This is a genomic window from Mesonia sp. K4-1 (genome assembly GCF_008017825.1).
GTDB lineage: Bacteria > Bacteroidota > Bacteroidia > Flavobacteriales > Flavobacteriaceae > Mesonia.
The window spans coordinates 46,441-65,978 of the sequence record NZ_VRLS01000012.1 but is presented as its reverse complement, the minus strand read 5'-3'; the positions used below and the strand labels follow the sequence as shown (position 1 = coordinate 65,978).

General features: G+C 33.8%; 19 protein-coding genes and 1 tRNA gene. 16 read left to right on the top strand and 4 right to left on the bottom strand.

Going from position 1 to position 19,538, the window contains the following annotated elements:
- Positions 1–67: 67 nt before the first annotated feature.
- Positions 68–149: transfer RNA gene (locus FT986_RS01330), tRNA-Leu, on the bottom strand.
- Between the two features lie 146 nt (positions 150–295).
- Between FT986_RS01330 and FT986_RS01325 the strand changes: the two genes are divergently transcribed.
- The 3 genes from FT986_RS01325 (at position 296) to pth (ending at position 2,614) form a co-directional block, all read left to right on the top strand.
- Positions 296–1,237 (top strand): ribose-phosphate pyrophosphokinase, encoded by a 942-nt coding sequence (locus FT986_RS01325; RefSeq protein WP_147863475.1) that lies wholly within the window; start codon positions 296–298, stop codon positions 1,235–1,237.
- A 31-nt stretch (positions 1,238–1,268) separates the two neighbouring features.
- Complete coding sequence (locus tag FT986_RS01320; protein ID WP_111539927.1) at positions 1,269–1,916, top strand: 50S ribosomal protein L25/general stress protein Ctc; 648 nt, start codon at positions 1,269–1,271, stop codon at positions 1,914–1,916.
- 77 nt (positions 1,917–1,993) lie between these two features.
- Positions 1,994–2,614, top strand: a complete 621-nt coding sequence (pth, locus tag FT986_RS01315; RefSeq protein WP_147863474.1) for an aminoacyl-tRNA hydrolase — start codon at positions 1,994–1,996, stop codon at positions 2,612–2,614.
- Positions 2,615–2,661: 47 nt separating this feature from the next.
- Here the strand turns inward: pth and FT986_RS01310 are convergent, their stop codons facing one another.
- Positions 2,662–5,940 carry a reprolysin-like metallopeptidase gene (locus tag FT986_RS01310; RefSeq protein ID WP_147863473.1) on the bottom strand — a complete coding sequence of 1,093 codons (3,279 nt, stop codon included), beginning with the start codon at positions 5,938–5,940 and terminating at the stop codon, positions 2,662–2,664.
- Between the two features lie 93 nt (positions 5,941–6,033).
- Between FT986_RS01310 and FT986_RS01305 the strand changes: the two genes are divergently transcribed.
- The 12 genes from FT986_RS01305 (at position 6,034) to FT986_RS01250 (ending at position 17,293) form a co-directional block, all read left to right on the top strand.
- The gene (locus tag FT986_RS01305) at positions 6,034–6,942 is read left to right on the top strand and encodes a bifunctional riboflavin kinase/FAD synthetase (RefSeq protein ID WP_255505876.1); all 909 of its coding nucleotides are present in this window, start codon (positions 6,034–6,036) and stop codon (positions 6,940–6,942) included.
- A gap of 8 nt (positions 6,943–6,950) precedes the next feature.
- Entirely contained in the window at positions 6,951–8,267 is a 1,317-nt protein-coding gene (locus tag FT986_RS01300; protein WP_147863471.1) for an HTTM domain-containing protein, read from the top strand.
- Positions 8,268–8,356: 89 nt separating this feature from the next.
- The gene (gene serS / locus FT986_RS01295; RefSeq protein ID WP_147863470.1) at positions 8,357–9,628 is read left to right on the top strand and encodes a serine--tRNA ligase; all 1,272 of its coding nucleotides are present in this window, start codon (positions 8,357–8,359) and stop codon (positions 9,626–9,628) included.
- Positions 9,629–9,674: 46 nt separating this feature from the next.
- Entirely contained in the window at positions 9,675–11,471 is a 1,797-nt protein-coding gene (locus FT986_RS01290) for a tetratricopeptide repeat protein (protein ID WP_147863469.1), read from the top strand.
- A gap of 157 nt (positions 11,472–11,628) precedes the next feature.
- Positions 11,629–11,925, top strand: a complete 297-nt coding sequence (gene bamE, locus FT986_RS01285) for an outer membrane protein assembly factor BamE (RefSeq protein ID WP_187248548.1) — start codon at positions 11,629–11,631, stop codon at positions 11,923–11,925.
- Positions 11,926–12,305: 380 nt separating this feature from the next.
- Positions 12,306–12,614 carry a DUF4286 family protein gene (locus FT986_RS01280; protein WP_147863467.1) on the top strand — a complete coding sequence of 103 codons (309 nt, stop codon included), beginning with the start codon at positions 12,306–12,308 and terminating at the stop codon, positions 12,612–12,614.
- Complete coding sequence (rsmA, locus tag FT986_RS01275) at positions 12,611–13,477, top strand: 16S rRNA (adenine(1518)-N(6)/adenine(1519)-N(6))-dimethyltransferase RsmA (RefSeq protein ID WP_147863466.1); 867 nt, start codon at positions 12,611–12,613, stop codon at positions 13,475–13,477. The genes FT986_RS01280 and rsmA overlap by 4 nt, the downstream gene beginning before the upstream one ends.
- Positions 13,458–14,810 (top strand): magnesium transporter, encoded by a 1,353-nt coding sequence (gene mgtE, locus FT986_RS01270; RefSeq protein ID WP_111539936.1) that lies wholly within the window; start codon positions 13,458–13,460, stop codon positions 14,808–14,810. Before rsmA ends, mgtE begins: the two co-directional genes overlap by 20 nt.
- A 180-nt stretch (positions 14,811–14,990) precedes the next feature.
- Entirely contained in the window at positions 14,991–15,392 is a 402-nt protein-coding gene (locus FT986_RS01265) for a thioesterase family protein (protein WP_147863465.1), read from the top strand.
- A gap of 2 nt (positions 15,393–15,394) precedes the next feature.
- Positions 15,395–16,333: a 2-hydroxyacid dehydrogenase gene (locus tag FT986_RS01260; RefSeq protein WP_147863464.1), complete on the top strand. Its 939-nt coding sequence runs from the start codon at positions 15,395–15,397 to the stop codon at positions 16,331–16,333.
- Between the two features lie 111 nt (positions 16,334–16,444).
- Positions 16,445–16,900, top strand: a complete 456-nt coding sequence (locus FT986_RS01255; RefSeq protein WP_147863463.1) for a DUF1801 domain-containing protein — start codon at positions 16,445–16,447, stop codon at positions 16,898–16,900.
- A 6-nt stretch (positions 16,901–16,906) separates the two neighbouring features.
- Complete coding sequence (locus FT986_RS01250) at positions 16,907–17,293, top strand: VOC family protein (RefSeq protein ID WP_147863462.1); 387 nt, start codon at positions 16,907–16,909, stop codon at positions 17,291–17,293.
- A 52-nt stretch (positions 17,294–17,345) separates the two neighbouring features.
- On the opposite strand, the gene FT986_RS01245 is transcribed toward FT986_RS01250, so the two are convergent.
- Positions 17,346–17,984: an SDR family oxidoreductase gene (locus tag FT986_RS01245; RefSeq protein ID WP_147863461.1), complete on the bottom strand. Its 639-nt coding sequence runs from the start codon at positions 17,982–17,984 to the stop codon at positions 17,346–17,348.
- A gap of 148 nt (positions 17,985–18,132) precedes the next feature.
- On the opposite strand from FT986_RS01245, the gene FT986_RS01240 reads away from it, so the two are divergent.
- On the top strand, positions 18,133–18,426 hold the full coding sequence (locus FT986_RS01240) for a hypothetical protein (protein ID WP_147863460.1): 294 nt from the start codon (positions 18,133–18,135) through the stop codon (positions 18,424–18,426).
- Between the two features lie 4 nt (positions 18,427–18,430).
- Here FT986_RS01240 and FT986_RS01235 read toward each other — a convergent pair whose 3' ends face one another.
- Positions 18,431–19,537: a carboxypeptidase-like regulatory domain-containing protein gene (locus FT986_RS01235; protein WP_147863459.1), complete on the bottom strand. Its 1,107-nt coding sequence runs from the start codon at positions 19,535–19,537 to the stop codon at positions 18,431–18,433.
- Position 19,538 lies beyond the last annotated feature (1 nt).

Sequence of the window (19,538 nt, the reverse complement as noted above, 5' to 3'; positions counted from 1 at the left end):
AAAAAATGAATGGAAATACGCTTTTTAAAATAAAAAACCCAAAGAAAATTTTCTTTGGGTTTTGTTGTACTCAAGGCGGGAATCGAACCCGCACTTCCGAAGAAACTGGATTTTGAATCCAGCGCGTCTACCAGTTCCGCCACTTGAGCAATTTTGGAAGTGCAAAATTAGAAATAAAAATGATTATAACGCAAGAAATAAATTATAATATTGCTTTTTAGCTTCAATTTTATTTTTAAATTTGCAAACTTATTGATATTCAGAAAGTACAATAGGTTTAAAACAATAAATCGTTATGTCACAAGTAGTTACCGATGCTAAACTTTTTGCTTGTACGCAAAGTATGAGCCTAGCTCAAGATATTGCCAAGCATTATGGAATTCCTTTAGGGAATGTAATTACTTCTACCTATAGTGATGGGGAGTTTCAACCTTCGTTCGAAGAATCTGTAAGAGGGGCACGTGTTTTTATTATTGGTTCTACCAATCCTAGTAGCGATCACCTTATGGAAATGTTGTTAATGTTAGATGCAGCTAAAAGAGCATCGGCTAGACACATTACCGCAGTGATGCCATATTTTGGTTGGGCGAGACAAGATAGAAAAGACAAACCTAGAGTGCCTATTGCAGCAAAGTTGATTGCTAAAATGCTAGAAACTGCTGGAGCCACTCGAATCATTACGATGGATTTGCATGCAGATCAAATTCAGGGATTCTTTGAAAAACCAGTAGATCACTTATTTGCATCAACCGTTTTTTTACCATACTTAAGAAACTTAGCTTTAGATAATTTGACAATCGCTTCGCCAGATATGGGAGGTTCAAAAAGAGCTTACGCTTACTCTAAAGCATTAGAAAGTGATGTAGTAATCTGTTATAAACAACGTGCTAAAGCTAACCTAATTTCTCATATGGAATTAATTGGGGATGTAACTGGGAAAAATGTGGTATTGGTAGATGACATGGTAGATACTGCAGGTACCCTTACTAAAGCTGCCGATGTGATGATCGAAAGAGGAGCAAAAAGCGTAAGAGCAATTTGTACACATCCTGTATTGTCTGGTAATGCATATGAAAGAATCAATAACTCAAAACTAGAAGAATTAATTGTTACCGATTCTATTCCGTTAACGGAAAAGAGCGATAAGATAAAAGTAGTTTCTTGTGCACATCTTTTTGCAGATGTAATGAAAGCTGTACACGAAAACAAATCGATTAGTTCAAAGTTTTTAATGTAAATATTATTTATTAACACTTATATATTTAAAAATGAAGTCAATTACGATCAAAGGATCTAAAAGAGAAAGCGTAGGTAAAAAAGTAACAAAAGCCTTACGTAATGCTGGAGAGGTTCCTTGCGTGTTATACGGAGGGGAACAAGCATTACATTTTTCGGCACCAGAAGTGTCATTCAATAGCTTGATTTATACACCAGACGTTCACACGGTAGTGATCGAATTAGAAGATGGTAAGTCGTACAACGCAGTTCTTCAAGATATTCAATTTCACCCAGTAACAGATAATATCCTACATATGGATTTTTATGAGTTTGGTGAAGATCAAGAGATTAGCATGGAAATTCCTGTACACGCAGAAGGTGTACCAAGAGGGGTTAAAAATGGTGGTGTTTTACGTTTTAACTTACGTAGAATGAAAGTGAAAGGTTTAGCAAGCAAATTACCAGATTATATTATTGCTGATGTTTCTCCACTTAAAATTGGAAATAAATTATATGTTACTGCTGTAGAGAACGAAGATTATACTATTCTTCACCCAGATAACACTGTAATTTGCCAAGTGAAAACATCTAGAAACATCGTTGCAGATGCAGATGATGAAGATGATGTTGATGCAGGAGATGTGCCAGCTACCGAAGTTAAAGACGAAGGAGCAGCAGCAGCATCTAATGACGCATAAGCAGCAATCAAGAATTTATTTATTAGAAAAGCATTCCTTTACGGAATGCTTTTTTATTTTTACTAAAATTTAAAAACATGCTTTCTTTCTTCGGAAAAATTTTAGCAACATCTAAAAATATTGAAACTGATATGAAGAAGTTTCTAATAGTAGGACTTGGTAATATAGGACCCAAATACCACAATACAAGACATAATATAGGCTTTAAAATATTAGATCATCTTGCGCAAGAAAATGAGATCACATTTGAAACTGTGAAATTAGGAGATAAAGCAACCTATAAATTTAAAGGAAGAACATTTATTCTTTTAAAACCTAGTACGTATATGAACCTTAGCGGAAAAGCAGTAAGATATTGGCTAGAAAAAGAAAAAATAGATTTAGAAAATTTATTAGTCATTACCGACGATTTAAATCTTCCATTCGGGACTTTAAGACTAAAAGCTAAAGGTAGTGATGGAGGTCATAATGGTTTAAAAGATATTCAACAGCAGCTAAATACCACTAAATACAATCGTTTTAGGTTTGGCATTAGTGACGAATTCTCTAAAGGCAAACAAATAGATTATGTGTTAGGAGAGTGGAGTGAAGAAGAAAATAAACAAATGAAAGAGCGACTAGATAAGTCGGTTGCCTTAATAAAGTCTTTTGGTACCGCAGGTTTGTCTAATACGATGAATAGTTTTAACGGAAAATAAAAAAGAGGAAGCAATTGCTTCCTCTTTTTATATAAATTATATTCTAATTACTGAATAATAATTTTCTTGGTAGTAGAATTATTACTGTCACTTACTTTCACAAAATAAACCCCTGCTTGAGTCTTAGCTAAGCTTACATTTTCTTGAATATTATTTTGAGCTTGTAAATATTTCTTAAAAATCACCCTTCCAGCAACATCATAAACAGTTAATTTAGTTGGTTGTGGATTTGTAGAGTTTAAGCTAACCGTAAACTCTCCGTGATTTGGGTTAGGCCATAAATTAAAAGCAGAATCCATTGAGGTGTTGTCGGTAGAGAGGTTCCCTACGTTAATTGTATAATCTTCAACCTCCCCGTCATACCCTGAGCCACAGGCTGTAGGGTAGGTGAACCACCTTGTAGATACTCTCATTGTGGTAGCGCCTAAAACGGCATCATTAGGAACATTAATAGACAACGGAGATTGATTGGTAGGTTGATCTGCAACATTTATAGCGTAGCCTAAACTATATTCTTCATCATCATCAAAGTTGCAATCTTGATCCCAATCAATCCATACAAAAGTACCTGCTGAAGTGTTTCCATCGGTATTTATGTGTATAGTTAAATCGTAAGAATTTCCAATTTCAACATCGGTAGAAATATTTGTATAGTCATTATACCCTGCAGATTTAGTTAAAGGTGTAGGATTGTTGATTGTGTTGAAGGAAACCAAAGTGGTCCCTGTATCATAATCCATATTTCCTTCTGATAAACATACTGAACAGGATTTTGTTCTAAATTGATATACATTAGAAAAAATGGAATCACCGCAGGTATTGCTTGCTTTTACTCTCCAATAATAAGTTGTATCACTAGAGGCTGCTGAAAACACATAAGAATTACTAGATATTTGAGTGTCCACTACTGTCGTACTAAAAGTAGCATCCGTAGAAACCTGTAATTGATAAGTATTTGAATTATCAGAGTCTACCCAAGTAAGTATTGGGTCAATAATATCAATTGAGTTATTAGCAGGGCTTGTTAGTGAAGGAGTTATAAGGTTATTATCAAAAATATGAACAGAGGCGTCAAATGCTATAGTTTCTGAAGGAGAGGTGCCTACGACTTCAAAGTCATAACTTCCAACGGTTAGTGATGAAGTCCCAGAAAGAGTTAATGTAACATTAGTCCCATCTGATACTGCAGTAGTAGGGTTGAAGATTGCTGTTAAACCTGAAGGAAGATTATTGGTAGAAAATGTAGTGGTTTCAGTAAACCCTAAAAATGTATTATAGGTGAAACTGTAAGTAGCGTCATTTGGTTGACAAATAGAAACATTACTTTCATTAAAAGCTAAAACAAATTCAACTTCCTCAATTGTAATAGATTCTTGATTTACCGCATAAAATAAATTATCTGCAGCTTCAACCATGATTCTAGCGTTAGTAATTGGACCTACAGAAGGAACTGTGATTTGAGCAGATCCGTTATTAGGAACATTACTCGCTATAACAGTACTAAATGTTAACCCTCCATCAATACTTAATAAAATATTTACATTAGATTCGCTTATAGGGGCATTATTAGTGTTAGCTACATCCCATGTTATGGTTTGGGTTTCTCCAACTTTCCAAGAAACTCCTGAAGTGTTTTGAGAAGTTACCACAAATGGTCCAGAAGTATCATCAACGGTAACGGTCATCAAATCAGAATCTGTTTGTCCAATTCCATCTGCTAAACCGCTACCATTATCTCTTACTATAAAAGAGAAATTCATAGTTCTGCCCACCGAAGGTGTTACTTCCCAAGTGGGAGTTAAATTTCCATTAATTACACTAGCAAGATTAGGCATATATCTGTTGGGAGAATCTAAAGGTAAAATAGATCTATATAGCGGACCTTGAGTCCATGTAGATTGAGGTGTTCCTGAGCCAGGTGCTTGTGCTGGATCATTTTGTGACCAATTATAAGTAAGTGTATTCAAACCATCAGGATCTGTAGCACTTCCTTTTAGAACAAAAGCAGTAGATTTGGGTATGGTAAAATCTATACCAGCATCAGCTACAGGAGGTTGGTTAGTAATGATGGTTTCCACATCACAAGAACTACTTGTTCCTGTTTGTATATTGCTACTAATATCTCTAATATTTACGTAATTAAAATGTGCATCACTATTAGACTGTACGTTGGTCGGGCATATACCTGCATAACCCATAATAGAACTTCCGCTGGCAGGTTCTACTTCAGTTTGTCCACTACCGCTTCTAGAGCAGGTATTCATAGTATGATAGCCACCAAATTGATGTCCCATTTCGTGGGCTACATAGTCGATGTCAAAAGGATCCCCAGTGGGGTTAGAGCTTCCTGTATAACCACTTCCTTTTTGTCCGCTAGAGCAAACACAACCAATACATCCAGCGCTACCTCCGCCAGAAGTATTAAAGTTGTGACCTATATCGTAATTTGCATTACCAATAATATTATCAATAGTGGTTTGCGTAGTATTATTATATTCTCCATTCCAAGGATCGCTATTAGTGGCTCCGTAATATATGATTTGATCGTTATTAGCTACAAATATTAAGGTCATTGCTAAATCTCTTTCATAGATTTCGTTAACACGATTAATCGTAATGGTCATTTGTGCTTGAATATCAGCAACCTCCGTTCCCGAATTAGCAAAAATATTCCCGTATTCTGCAGTACAAGACTGTGCAAGTCTGTATGTTCTATGAATACTATCATCAATGTTATTCATTAAACTGCTTCCTTTTCCCTGTAAACTAGGTAACTCAACCTCCTCTTGAGTAGAGCAAACAAAATCTGAAGCACTTCTTGGTAGATCTTTTCGGTTATAAACAATATAATTTTCGGTGTTTACGGTAAAAGGATCAATGTAAGTAGCATTTCTTTTGCCAGAAAGACTCATAGTATGTAAACCAAATTGAGTAATACTAAACCTCATTGTAGCAGTTGGATCATCAATACCAACAGCTTTGTATGTTCTTATATTTGGAAATTTTTCTTGCAAAGCATCTTCCATAATAGAAGAAGCGCTTACCCTAAATTTCTCGAAAACTCCATTTTCAGTTGGAAAATCAACAATTACGGGAGATTTCCCTTTAAATGTTCCTTTTTCAGGTGCATTCTCTAAAACATTTTTAAAAGAATTCAAATCCAAATGAAATAATTGATAAGTTTCTGGCATTGAAGATCTATGAACTCTTTCTTTACCTTCTAAAGATTCAATAGATGTTTTGGTCCAATAGTTATCTTGTCCTGAAACTGAAAAAGCCAAGAAAAATAATAACAAACCTAAAACATGACGTAAATTTGTATTCATTGTGTATGTAGGATTAAGTTAAGCTTTAAAATTAGTGTAATTTTAAGGTTTAAGAAAAGATATTTAAGTTAAAGTATGAATAACTCTAAGGAAATGAACACTATAATTAACCCATCGGTAGTTACTATTGGTACGTTTGATGGGGTTCATATTGGTCATCAAAAAATCATTGACCGATTGATAGATGTAGCTAAAAAAAATCATTTAGAATCTGCGATCCTTACTTTTTTTCCGCATCCAAGAATGGTCTTACAAAAAGAAGTGGGAATCAAGTTAATAAACACGATAGAAGAGAGAAAAAAGATTATAAAGAGCAAAGGGGTAGACCATTTAGTGGTGTATCCTTTTACAAAAGAGTTTTCTAGACTTACAGCAAGAGAATATGTAGAGCAAATTCTAGTTAAAAAACTCAATGCAAAAAAAATTATCATAGGTTATGACCATCGTTTTGGTAGAAATAGAAACGCCAACATTCAAGATTTAAAAGAGCTTGGTAAAACCTTTGGGTTTACGGTAGAAGAAATTTCTAAACAAGATGTAGAAGATGTTGCAGTAAGTTCTACTAAAATTAGAAAAGCTATAGAAGAAGGCGATATAGAAAAAGCTAATACATTTTTGGGTAATCTTTTTTCCCTTTACGGAAAAATAATAAAAGGTAAGAGCTTAGGTAAAACTTTAGGTTTTCCAACGGCTAATCTAGAGATCAAAGAAGACTATAAAATTATTCCAAAAAACGGAGTTTACATTGTAAAAGCTTACTTAAATAATAAGTGGGTTTTCGGTATGATGAATATCGGGACTAATCCTACTGTTGGAGGAGATATACAAACCATCGAAACTTATTTTTTAGATTTTAGTCAAGATTTATACGGTCAAGAACTCAACATTCAAATGCTAAAAAGAATACGTGATGAAAGAAAATTTGGAGATGTAGATCAGTTAATCGAAGCTATGAATAAAGATTTAGAGCAAACAAAAACCTATATTCAGCAATTAAAATAAATTTGGTAATGATTAATAAGTGGTTGTTTAAGCATATAGATAATAGTGCTTTAATACTTTTTAGAATCTTCTTTGGTATTTTAATTACCTTAGAAGCCTGGGGAGCAATCTTTACAGGATGGATTACTAGAACTTTAATAGAACCTCAGCAAACTTTTAATTTTATAGGTTTCGATTTCTTACAACCGCTTCCGGGTAACGGTATGTACTTCTATTATTTTTTAATGGGGGTATTTGGTGTGTTAGTGACTATTGGCTATAAATACCGCTGGAGCCTTTCTGCCTATACTATTATGTGGACGTGCGTCTACCTGATGCAAAAATCTAGTTACAACAATCATTATTATTTACTTGTTCTTATTTGCGTATTTATGTTATTGGTACCAGCAAACGCCTATTTCTCTATCGATGCAAAACAAAATGACAGAATACGTTCCTTATCCACACCACGCTGGGTACACTTATTTATTATTTTGCAGCTACTAATTGTTTATACCTATGCCTCTTGTGCAAAACTATACCCCGATTGGTTAGATGGTTCTGTGCCAGAGCTGCTAATGAAATCTAAACAGGATTATTGGTTAATTGGCGATGTGTTGCAAGAAAAATGGACCCACGTAACCATCACTTATTTTGGAATTTTATTCGATTTACTCGTTGTTCCATTATTGTTGTGGAAGAGAACTAGAACTCCAGTATTCATATTCGCTATCTTTTTTCATTTATTTAATAGCATCGTTTTTCAAATAGGAATTTTCCCTTATTTGTCACTTGCCTTTTGTTTATTTTTCTTTCCTACACAAATTGTTCATAGGCGTTTTAAATTAAAAAAAGAATATTATGATCAAGGAGAGGTGAAAGTACCATCTAGAAGCGGATTAATGAAAGCTTTTTTTATAACGTGGTTTGTGGTTCAAATTAGTCTTCCGTTAAGGCATTGGTTTATTAAAGGCGATGTTTTGTTAACCGAAGAAGGCCACCGCTTAAGCTGGCGTATGATGTTGCGTAGCAAAAGCGGAATTAGCACGTTTAAAGTAGTAGATAAAAATACAGGAAAAACTACCATTATAAAAAAAGGCGATTACCTCTCTAAAAAGCAATTACGAACGGTAAGCACCAAACCCGATGTTATTTGGCAATTTTCTAGACGTTTAAAGCAAGAATACGCAGCAAAAGGACAAGATGTTGCCGTGTATGTAGATGCTAAAGTGAGCATTAATCGCGGTCCGTATGTTTCTCTTATAGATTCATCTGTAGATATGGCATCAGCAGAGTGGGATTATTTCTTTCATAACGAATGGATTTTACTACCCGAAGAGCGGTAAATCTTAAATCAAATCTTTAACTTTGAGGCTTTATTTTATTTCCGTCAAGCGGAAGTAAAAACGTAACCGTTATATAAATTGAACATTCTATGTTACAAGTAGCTCAAATTAAAGCAAACAAAGAAGCTTACATTAAAGCTTTAGAAAAGCGAAATTTTAAGGCAGAAGCCCTTTTTGAAGAAGTTTTGCAGTTAGACGAAACCCGAAGAACAACTCAGGCAGAGTTAGATCAAACTTTGGCAGAATCTAATCGTTTGTCCAAAGAAATTGGGTTGCTATTTAAATCTGGTGAACAGCAAAAAGCCAATAAAGTTAAAGAACAAACAGGAACGCTAAAAGAAACCTCTAAAGAGCTGAATGAAAAACTTAATGAAGTTTCTAATCAGTTAAATGAGATTTTATATACTATTCCTAACGTTCCGCACGACTCTGTTCCTGCAGGAGTATCTGAAGATGATAATGAAGAGATTTTTAAAGAAGGAGAAATTCCAACTTTAGAAAAAGATGCTTTACCTCATTGGGAATTAGCAAAAAAATACGACCTCATAGATTTTGAATTAGGTAATAAAATCACAGGAGCTGGTTTCCCTGTTTATAAAGGAAAAGGAGCAAGACTTCAGCGTGCTTTGATTACTTACTTTTTAGATAAAAACACGGCAGCGGGATATACAGAATATCAAGTACCATTAGCAGTAAACGCAGAGTCTGGTTTTGGTACGGGACAATTGCCCGATAAAGAAGGACAAATGTATCATATGCCAGAAGATGATTTATATCTAATTCCAACTTCAGAGGTGCCTTTAACCAATATGTTTAGAGGAGATTTATTAGAGGCAAACCAATTACCTATTTCTTGTACAGCATTTACCCCTTGTTTTAGAAGAGAAGCAGGTTCTTATGGAGCGCACGTTCGTGGTCTTAACCGTTTGCACCAGTTTGATAAAGTAGAATTGGTGAATTTGGTAAAACCAGAAGATTCTTATGCTACATTAGATAACATGGTAGAGCACGTAAAAGAGATCTTGAGAGAATTAGAATTACCTTATCGTGTGTTACGCTTATGCGGAGGCGATTTAGGGTTTACTTCGGCGTTAACTTACGATTTTGAATTGTTTTCTGCCGGTCAAGACCGTTGGTTAGAAATTTCTTCGGTATCTAATTTTGAAACTTTCCAAGCCAATAGATTAAAGGTAAGATATAAGAACGAGCAAGGTAAAAAGGAGTTAATCCATACCCTTAACGGAAGTTCTTTAGCATTGCCTCGTGTTATCGCAGGAATCTTAGAAAACTACCAAACTCCAAACGGAATTAAAATACCAAAAGTATTAGTGCCTTACACAGGTTTTGATATGATAGATTAAAAACTTTTTAAAACCATAATTAAACGCATTTTGCTATCTTAGCGAGATGCGTTTTTTAATTTCTATCATATTATTTTTTTCAGCAAGTATAGGCTTTTCACAATCTTCTGTTTTGGCGAATAATTATTTTGACCAAGGAGAATATGAAAAAGCAAAAGCTATTTATGAAAAAATTTATGAGCAAAGTCCGCGCGATTTAAAAAATATCAATCAGTTAGTAGCGACCTACCAAGAGCTTCAAGAATATGCTTCCGCGGAAAAATTGCTGTTAGAACAGTTACAAGGCAATGTAACCTATCCTAATTTATGGGTAGATTTAGGTTACAATTATCAATTACAAGATCAGCCTCAAAAAGCACAAGAAAACTATCAAAAAGCGATTGACAGAGTGGGAAAATCTTCAGCTTATGCTTACACCATTGGGAGATCTTTTCAGCAGTATAATTTATTAGATGAAGCAGTAATCACTTATGAGACTGCACTAAAGGAAAAAGCAAATGCAACTTTTACGGTAGAAGTAGCCAGAATTTATGGAGAAAAAGGGGAATTGAATAAGATGTTTGAAAGCTACCTTAACCTCATAGAAAAAGAGCCGAAATATGTTTATGCTATTAAACGCAATTTTGCAGAGTTTGTTACCGAAGATAAGGAAAATGAAGCCAATCAAATGCTTCGAAAAAGCTTGTTGGTAAAAAACCAACAAACACCAGATGTGATGTATAATTCATTATTAAGCTGGTTGTTTACGCAACAAAAAGAATATCAAAAAGCATTTGTGCAAGAACGCGCCATATATGTGAGATCTCCTCAAAAAAATATGCGCCCTATGTTTGAGTTGGCCAACTTAGCGCAAGAAGAAAATCAATTAGAAGCGGCAAGAGAAATTTACAATTACCTCATTGTAAACGAAGATATTATAGCCAGAAAAATTGAAGCACAAGCCGCACTTTTACAGCTAGAAATAAATGAAGCCACAGCAAAAGAATATCAAAAAATAGAAGAAGACTTTCAACAAGTTTTTGAAGCTTACACTCAAGCTTCCTCGACAGAAATTTTCCCTATTCAATTGCAATATGCTCAATTTTTAGCTTTTCAAAAGGGAGATAAAAATTCCGCTTTAGCGAAATTAGACACGCTCTTAAATTCGAGAATCAATAGGTATGAAGAGGCTCAAGCAAAAATGGTAAAAGCTGATATTTTGGTGTTACAAGAAAAATTTAATCAAGCACTTATCTATTATAGCCAAATTCAAAAATTGTTAGAAAACTCTGAAATAGCGCAAGAAGCTACTTTTAAAATTGCTAAAACTAGTTTTTATAAGGGAGATTTTGATTGGGCAAAAACCCAACTGAAAGTATTAAAAACGGCAACCTCAAAATTAATCGCTAACGATGCTTTGCAACTGCATTTATTGATAGGAGATAATATGCAAGCCGAAGTAGATTCTACATATACTGCGCTAAAGCAATTCGCTAAAGCGGATTTATTAGCTTATCAGAAAAAAAATACAGAAGCTATTTCTCTTCTCAATACTATTTTAACAGAAAATAAAGGTCAGGCTATAGAAGATGATGCCTTGTTTATGAAAGCAAATATCCTTTTTAAACAGAAAAAATACCAAGAAGCCTTAGAGAGTTTTAAGGATATAGCTGTGAGTACTCAACGCAGTATTTATGCCGATGAAACTTATTTTTTTATGGCAAAAATCTATGAAGAAGAATTAAATAATCCTGAAGAAGCAAAAAGTAATTACGAAAAAATTATTTTTGAGCACGAAGATAGTATTTACTATAATACCGCTAGACTTAAGTATAGACAATTGCGAGGCGATGCAATTAACTAAATAAGGTTTTTAAATTTAAAGCATAAAGTATTCTTGGTTTAAAATTTCAAATCACTTAAAAGCAATGTGTTTTATAGGTAATGTGAATTAAAAATCCTTTTAGATAATGATTAAAAAAATTATAAAATACCTTTTATATCTATTTTTATGTTTACTAATGATTTATTGGTCGTGGGTGAATATTCCCGAAATTTTTCCTTCATTAACAACTACTTATAGCGAAAGTTTTAGCCGCGAAAAATATAATAAGATAAAGATTGGAGATACAGAAGAAACCGTTCGAGATTTGATAGGAAAGCCTATTATAGGAACAATTACTATACGTAATGATAGTATTTATGGATATTATTTCTATTCAGAAAATAAATATTATGGATTTGCCTTTGAAAGTATTCTTGTAGAATTCTGTGAGAGTAGAGTAGAGTCAAAAATTTCAGAGATAATACTAGATTAAATAAGAACTCGTCTTTATGCGATTTTAATTAAGTTAAATGAATGTATTCTCACAACAATGTCTAATTAAGATATATATGATAAAATTATTAATAGTCCTTACTATTTCTATTTGTTACAGTTTTATAAATCTTTAAGGAATTGAAAATTATGAAAAAATACACCTTTAAAAACTGAGACAAGAGAAATGAAAGTAACCTCTAAAGATGTAAATTTTAACCAAAAAAGGTTTAATAATGTTTATTGGAGGCTAGAAAAATAATAAAATAAGTTACAAGAACATTTTTTTAGAATATACTATCATTCAATTTTAACTAGCTGTATTTTTGTCGTTCAGGCTCAAGATAAATGAACCAGATATGCAAATTTAAATAAGAAAAAATGTACATATATAACGTTACGATCAATGTAGTGGAAGAAGTCCATGAAGAATGGTTACAATGGATGAAAGAGAAACATATTCCACAAATGTTAGATACAGGAAAATTTACCAAAGCTTTAATGACTAGAGTATTGGTAGAAGAAGCCATGGGAGGAATCACCTATTCTGTACAATATACCACCAAAGATAAAGCTACCTTAGAAGCGTATTATAATGAAAATGCCACCGAATTAAGGGCTGCTTCTAAACGATTTAAAGATAAATTTGTAGCTTTTAGAACCGAGTTAGAAGTAGTAAGCGAGCAATGAAGAAAAAACCTAAATACTTTAAAAAGAAAAACTTTTCTTCGGGAAAACCAGAACAAGATGCGGTTAAGGCAAAGAAGCATTTAGGTCAGCATTTTCTAAAAGACGAAGAGGTAGCTCAACGTATTGGAGATACACTTACGCTGAATAATTATGAAAATGTATTAGAGATAGGCCCAGGTACTGGCGTACTTACCAAGTATATTCTTCAAAAAGGAAAAAAGGTAAAGGCGATGGATTTGGATACGGAATCTATCTATTATTTAAAGAATAGTTTTGCATTAGAACACCCAGAAGTTCCTGTAAGAGATTTTGAAATTTTAGAAGCCGATTTCCTTAAAGCAGATTTGACTACTTTGTTCAACGGAGAGCCTTTTGCTATTACTGGAAATTTTCCCTATAACATTTCATCACAAATTGTATTTAAAGCCATTGAAAATAGAGACTTAGTGCCCGAATTCACAGGGATGTTTCAAAAGGAAGTAGCCAAACGTATTTGTGAAAAGGAAGGAAGCAAAACCTACGGAATCTTATCTGTATTTACGCAAGCTTATTTTGAAGCTGAATATTTGTTTACCGTTCCACCAACCGTATTTAATCCCCCGCCAAAAGTAGATAGCGGTGTGTTAAGGCTTATCCGTAAAGCAGATTATTCTCTTCCCGTAGAGGAGAAGTTATTTTTTAAAGTAGTAAAAACAGCTTTTAATCAACGTCGAAAGACGTTAAGAAATAGTTTAAAAACCTTCCAACTATCAGACAAATTAAAAGAAGATAGTATATTTGACCAGCGACCAGAACAATTATCAGTGGCAAAATTTTTAGAACTCACCCAAAAAATAGCTGAAGATGCAGTTTCAGATAAGTAAAGAACTTATAGAACGTATTGAGCAACTCGTTGAAGAAAGAAACAACGAGGAGCTAAAACTGCATTTAGAAGAATTACACCACGCCGATATTGCCGAAATTTTAGACGAAATTTCGCTAGATGACGCGACTTATGTCATTAAACTCCTAGAAAGTGATAAAACCGCAGAGGTTTTAATGGAGTTAGATGAAGATGATCGAGATAAGATCATTAACAATCTTTCTGCTAAAGAAATAGCCGAAGAGATTGAAGAAATGGATACCGATGATGCTGCAGATATTGTAGCAGAACTTTCTGACGATCTTAAGCAGAGCGTAATTTCTCATATTGAAGATGAAGAACACGCCGATAATATTGTAGAACTCTTACGTTACGATGAAGATTCTGCCGGTGGTTTAATGGCGAAAGAATTGGTAAAAGTAAACGAAAATTGGAGTGTTACGGGTTGCATGAGCGAGATGCGAGAGCAAGCCGAAGAAGTAACACGCGTACATTCTATTTATGTGGTAGACAATAAAGACCGTCTTAAAGGAAGACTTTCTTTAAAAGATTTACTTACCGCTTCTAGCGATGCTCAAATAAGCGACATTTATATAGATAAAGTAGATTATGTAAGCGTTCATACTCCAGGTGATGAGGTGGCTAGAATCATGCAAAAATATGATTTAGAAGCTATTCCCGTTATTAATGAAATGGGTCGCTTGGTAGGAAGAATTACCGTTGATGATATTATCGATTTTATTAAAGAAGAAGCCGAAAAAGATTACCAAATGGCTGCGGGTATTTCTGAAGATGTAGAAGCAGATGATAGTGTTTGGCAATTAACTCGCGCACGACTACCTTGGTTAATTTTAGCGCTTATAGGAGGTTTTGTTTCTGTAAAAGTCTTAGGAACTTTTGATGCTGCTATGGAAAAACACGGAGAACTTTTCTTTTTTGTACCCCTTATTGCCGCCATGGCAGGGAACGTGGGTGTACAATCTTCGGCGATAGTATTACAAGGTTTAGCCAACCAAAGCTTAAAAGGTTCTTTGTTTAAACGTCTTATAAAAGAAGTATTACTAAGCTTACTTAATGGTGCAGTGTTAGCCATTTTACTAATTGTAGGAGGTATGTTTCTATTAAACCTTAATTTAGACTTTGGTCTAACGGTAGGTATATCTCTTATTTCGGTAATTATTATAGCTTCTTTAATAGGTACTTTTGTTCCTATTATTTTAGATAAACAAGGCATAGATCCAGCTATGGCTACAGGGCCGTTTATTACGACTAGTAATGACATTTGTGGTATTCTTATTTATTTTACCATTGCTAAACTTATTTTAGGGTTTTAGGGCATTTCCCTTCGGGCCGGGCTATACGTTTATAGTTTTTGTAAGCTAAAGCCATACAAAAAGCTATCACTACTATCCCTAATGCGAAATTTTGTAACTTAAATAAAACCATAAGGGTCAGTTTTAACGTTAATCTATTTCAAGAGAATTTTATTGTAAATTCGTCCACAAATTAAAAAAATGAAACCCATCCCCTTTATAGATGAACTGGTAGTAACTCCAGAGGTTATCGATGATCTTAACCATGTAAATAACGTTACCTATTTACAATGGGTACAAGATATAGGAGAAAAGCATTGGAAAGCAAAAGCGCCAGAAGATATCAGAAAAAAATATGGATGGGTCGTTCTCAATCACTATATAGAATATAAATACCCTGCTTTTGAGGGGGAAACTCTAACTATAAAAACGTGGATAGAAAATTACGGCGGAGTAAAAAGTGAGCGTAGAACCGAAATATACCGACAAAAAGATCAAAAGATAGTAGCCAAAGCAAAAACACTTTGGTGCTTTATAGATCTAGAAAAACAGAAGCCGCAGCGTATTCAGCCAAAAATCACAGAACCTTTTTTTGAATCTTAGTTATGATAATTTTACACGTAGATCGCAATCATCCGTTAATGCTAGAACAGCTTCAGGCTTATGGTTTTCAAAATGAAGAAGATTATATTTCCGCGAAAAGCGAAATAGAGGATAAAATTTCTAACTATGACGGCCTTATTATAAGAAGCCGGTTTACGATAGATCAAACTTTCTTAGATGCAGCAACCAACCTCAAATTTATAGGAAGGTTGGGCGCAGGACTAGAAAATATTGATACTGCTTATGCCGAGAAAAAAGGGATACAATTATTTTCTGCCCCCGAAGGGAATCGCAATGCGGTAGGTGAACATGCTTTGGGAATGTTACTTGGTTTATTTAACCACTTGAGAAGAGCAGATCAAGAGGTTAGAAATGGTATTTGGAAACGAGAAGAAAACCGAGGACTAGAACTTGAAGGGAAAACCGTTGGTATCATTGGCTTTGGAAATATGGGAAGAGCTTTTGCAAAAAAGCTAAGAGGTTTTGATTGCGAAGTGATTTTTTATGATTTGAAAGAAAATATAGGTAACCAAGATGCAAGACAGGTAAGTTTAAAAGAGTTACAAGAAAATGCTGAGGTGTTAAGTTTACATACTCCACTTACGAGTCTTACTGAAAATATGATAAATAGCGATTTTATAAACCAATTTCAAAATCCTTTTTGGCTTATTAACACGGCGAGAGGAAAATCTGTAGTGACAAAACATTTGGTTTCTGCACTAAAATCGGGTGCTATTTTAGGAGCGGGATTAGATGTACTTGAGTATGAAAAATCTTCATTTGAAAATCTTTTTAGCGACGAACATGCACTTCCAGAAGCTTTTCAATATCTTATTGAAGCAGATAATGTGTTATTAAGTCCGCATATTGCAGGATGGACCATAGAGAGTAAAGAGAAATTGGCTCAAGTTATCGTCGATAAAATCAAGCAAGTTTTTTAAATTTATGTTTTCGCTTCCGCGGAAGCATAATAACGAAAGATTAGATATAAAAGTAATTTAGAAAAATACCCACAAGTATTTCACTGTCCATTACTGAATAAAAAGGATAAAATGACCTCAAAAGCTACTACACCAGAAGAATATATTCAAGAAGCTCCAGAAGAGCGCCAAGAGGCTTTAAAAAAGCTAAGAAAAACGATTCAACAAAATTTACCAAAGGGTTTTGAAGAAGGGATGCAATATGGGATGATAGGATATTATGTGCCACATTCGGCTTATCCTGCAGGTTATCATTGCAAGCCAGAAGAACCTTTACCTTTTATGAGTTTTGCCTCTCAAAAAAATTCGGTTAATTTGTATCATTCGGGGATTTATGCAAATAAGAAATTACACGATTGGTTTGTAAATGAATATCCTAAATACGTAAAAACGAAATTAGACATGGGGAAAAGCTGTGTGCGTTTTAAGAAAGTTGAGCATATCCCTTATGATTTAATAGCCGAACTCGTACAAAAGATATCAATGGAAGAGTGGATTTCTATCTACGAAGAAAATATAAAACGATAATTTAAGATGAAAAATAGAGTAACAGGTCTAGGAGGTTTTTTCTTTAAAACTAAAGATGCAAAGAAAACCAAAGAATGGTATGATAAGCATTTAGGTTTAGGAACCGATGAGTACGGTAAAACTTTTTGGTGGAAAGATGAAAAAGGAAATGATTGTACTACCCAGTGGAGCCCTATGGGCGAAGAAACTAAATATTTTGAGCCTTCGCGAAAGCAATTTATGATGAATTTTCGTGTAGAAAATTTAGTAGAGTTGTTGAAGGTCTTAAAAGAAGAGGGTGTAGAAGTTGTAGGAGAGATGGAGGAGTTTGAGTATGGGAAGTTTGGTTGGATATTAGATCCTGAAGGCAATAAAATTGAACTATGGGAGCCTAAAGATGATGCGTTTAAATAAAAAAATAGCCTTGTAAAATTTACAAGGCTATTTTCTTTTAAGTGATTCTTTACTAAGAAACTTGATCGATTTCTTGTAAGGCTAATTCAGTTGCTCTTTCACCACTTAAAATTTCAAAAGTTTTATTTTTAAGCATATTAGGCTGTAGGCAATCGACTAAAACTTGCGCTACGTCTTTTCTTGGGATTTCTCCATATTCTCCTAATTTTTCGGCAGCTTTAATTTTATTTGTTTTTTCGTTGTTGGTTAATGCTCCAGGACGCACAATGCTATATTCTAAAAAACTAGATTTTAAATGCTCATCTGCTTCTTTTTTAGCTTCTAAGTACTCTTGCAGTTCTTCGTTTTGTGAAGGATCTTCTGTTCCCATAGAGCTTAGCATTACAAATTTTCTTACCCCTGCCGCCTTAGAACGGTCAATAAGATTAATTGCGCCATCACGGTCTACTTCTTTCACTTTCTTTCCTCCAGATCCCGCAGCAAAAATAACGCGATCAATACCTTGTACTGCCGGCTTTACATCACCTTCTAAGTCTGCAATAACACTTTTTACATTCATATTATCAAAAGTAGCTTGTTGCTCTTCTTTTCTTATCATTGCGATGGGCTCAAAACTTGGATGACCTTGTAGGTTTTTTACAATTTCCATTCCCGTAGTTCCGTTTGCTCCTGCTACCAATACTTTTTCCATCTTTTTTCTATTTTTATTTAAAGGTATAGTTAGTAGCCGATAAGTTGTATTAATAAATACTTAAATAACAAAGGCTTAACGGAAATTCCATTGTTTTAAGAATTATTTATATTGCATATTAACCTAGAGTTTCGCTAAAAGAAAGAAAATGAATACCCCAGCAAAGAAATTAGTGATAGGAATCGTATTGGTTTTAATTCCGATATCGAAATTAGTGTATTGGATCATTATCTCAGAAAACAATAACTCTTTTATAGAAGCCAAAAATACTTTTACAAACAATTATCCTTTTTTCTTAAGGAGTAATTGGATTCATATTAGTTTGCTATGTATTGCTATGGGGTTATTTATAAAAGCAGCATCAAGATATTCTATTTTAAGCGCATTGTTTTTGTTTTTAGCAATGGCTTTAATATTCTTACAGTTTTGGGAAATGATGTAATAAACTAGGGATAAGGTTTAAAATCTATCGGTAAAGCTTTCGATATGCCTTCCAGACTAAATCTTCCTTCAAACATGATAGCATCCCACGGAAAAAAGTTGCCAGTTTCGTCTATCCCAAAATTACGTTTAGCATAAATAGAAGAAGCGGCAGCTTTAATATAGTGTTTTATACTGTCTGATTTTTTCTTATAGTCGTAATGCATTAAATCTTTTCTATGAATAACCAAGAATTTTTTAGGAGGTAAAACTTCAGTAAAATTTTCTTTAGGTATGGTTTTGATATTTATAGTATCCACTTTAACACCTAGGATGGTAAACATTTCTTCTTCTAATGTGTTTTCTGCTAAAGCACGCATAAAATGTAAGCGAGAACCATAATAAACCTCGTTTCTTGCTTTTCTGTACTTTTTTCTCACTTTATCTCGTTTTTGTAAATCTTTAAATAAAATAGTTCCGTAATACTCATAATAATCGGTAACGGGTTGAGGTGTGAGGTCACTCATTTTTCGATGTAAAACAAATTTTTCTAAGTAATAAGTGATTTCATAATCTAAACTATTATTGTGAATGATCAAAGGCTTTTTTGCGGTAATAATTATTTGTAGCTTATCATCTGTAATGTAATAATCTAGCTCTTCTTCATTCATAATATTTGTGCCATTGTGTCTCCAATATCTTCCTAAGAAAAAATGTTTAAATAGCGCAAGAGCTTCGAACTTTTGAGTTTTATCAGTTAATGTTTGGGGTGTTCTTTCTTGCTGAGTTTTAGAATTAATGACTACAGCTTCGAGGTTTTCTTCCTGTTTGTTAAGGTTAAATTTTACATTCTGATTTTGTGGCGGATCAATAATTTTTTTGGGTTGATAGCCTAAATAGCGAATAATTAAAGGGCTTTTGGTATGTTCTCTACTTTTTAAAACAAAGAATCCGTTTTTATTGCTAATTGTGCCGTAGGTAGTTTTATCAAAAAAAATAGCAGCACCTTCAATGGGTTTTTGAGTAATCGAATCTACTACAAAACCTCTTACAATTTGCTGAGCAAAACTATTAATATGCGAAAATAGAAAGTACAGAATGCAACATAGCTTAAGCACTTTTTTATTTTTCATA

Excerpts from the sequence above, each read along its gene's own strand:
- FT986_RS01325 (WP_147863475.1), top strand. The coding sequence starts at position 296 with ATGTCACAAGTAGTTACCGATGCTAAACTTTTTGCTTGTACGCAAAGT.
- FT986_RS01320 (WP_111539927.1), top strand. The coding sequence starts at position 1,269 with ATGAAGTCAATTACGATCAAAGGATCTAAAAGAGAAAGCGTAGGTAAA.
- pth (WP_147863474.1), top strand. The coding sequence starts at position 1,994 with ATGCTTTCTTTCTTCGGAAAAATTTTAGCAACATCTAAAAATATTGAA.
- FT986_RS01310 (WP_147863473.1), bottom strand. The coding sequence starts at position 5,940 with ATGAATACAAATTTACGTCATGTTTTAGGTTTGTTATTATTTTTCTTG.
- FT986_RS01305 (WP_255505876.1), top strand. The coding sequence starts at position 6,034 with ATGAACACTATAATTAACCCATCGGTAGTTACTATTGGTACGTTTGAT.
- FT986_RS01300 (WP_147863471.1), top strand. The coding sequence starts at position 6,951 with ATGATTAATAAGTGGTTGTTTAAGCATATAGATAATAGTGCTTTAATA.
- serS (WP_147863470.1), top strand. The coding sequence starts at position 8,357 with ATGTTACAAGTAGCTCAAATTAAAGCAAACAAAGAAGCTTACATTAAA.
- FT986_RS01290 (WP_147863469.1), top strand. The coding sequence starts at position 9,675 with ATGCGTTTTTTAATTTCTATCATATTATTTTTTTCAGCAAGTATAGGC.
- bamE (WP_187248548.1), top strand. The coding sequence starts at position 11,629 with ATGATTTATTGGTCGTGGGTGAATATTCCCGAAATTTTTCCTTCATTA.
- FT986_RS01280 (WP_147863467.1), top strand. The coding sequence starts at position 12,306 with ATGTACATATATAACGTTACGATCAATGTAGTGGAAGAAGTCCATGAA.
- rsmA (WP_147863466.1), top strand. The coding sequence starts at position 12,611 with ATGAAGAAAAAACCTAAATACTTTAAAAAGAAAAACTTTTCTTCGGGA.
- mgtE (WP_111539936.1), top strand. The coding sequence starts at position 13,458 with ATGCAGTTTCAGATAAGTAAAGAACTTATAGAACGTATTGAGCAACTC.
- FT986_RS01265 (WP_147863465.1), top strand. The coding sequence starts at position 14,991 with ATGAAACCCATCCCCTTTATAGATGAACTGGTAGTAACTCCAGAGGTT.
- FT986_RS01260 (WP_147863464.1), top strand. The coding sequence starts at position 15,395 with ATGATAATTTTACACGTAGATCGCAATCATCCGTTAATGCTAGAACAG.
- FT986_RS01255 (WP_147863463.1), top strand. The coding sequence starts at position 16,445 with ATGACCTCAAAAGCTACTACACCAGAAGAATATATTCAAGAAGCTCCA.
- FT986_RS01250 (WP_147863462.1), top strand. The coding sequence starts at position 16,907 with ATGAAAAATAGAGTAACAGGTCTAGGAGGTTTTTTCTTTAAAACTAAA.
- FT986_RS01245 (WP_147863461.1), bottom strand. The coding sequence starts at position 17,984 with ATGGAAAAAGTATTGGTAGCAGGAGCAAACGGAACTACGGGAATGGAA.
- FT986_RS01240 (WP_147863460.1), top strand. The coding sequence starts at position 18,133 with ATGAATACCCCAGCAAAGAAATTAGTGATAGGAATCGTATTGGTTTTA.
- FT986_RS01235 (WP_147863459.1), bottom strand. The coding sequence starts at position 19,537 with ATGAAAAATAAAAAAGTGCTTAAGCTATGTTGCATTCTGTACTTTCTA.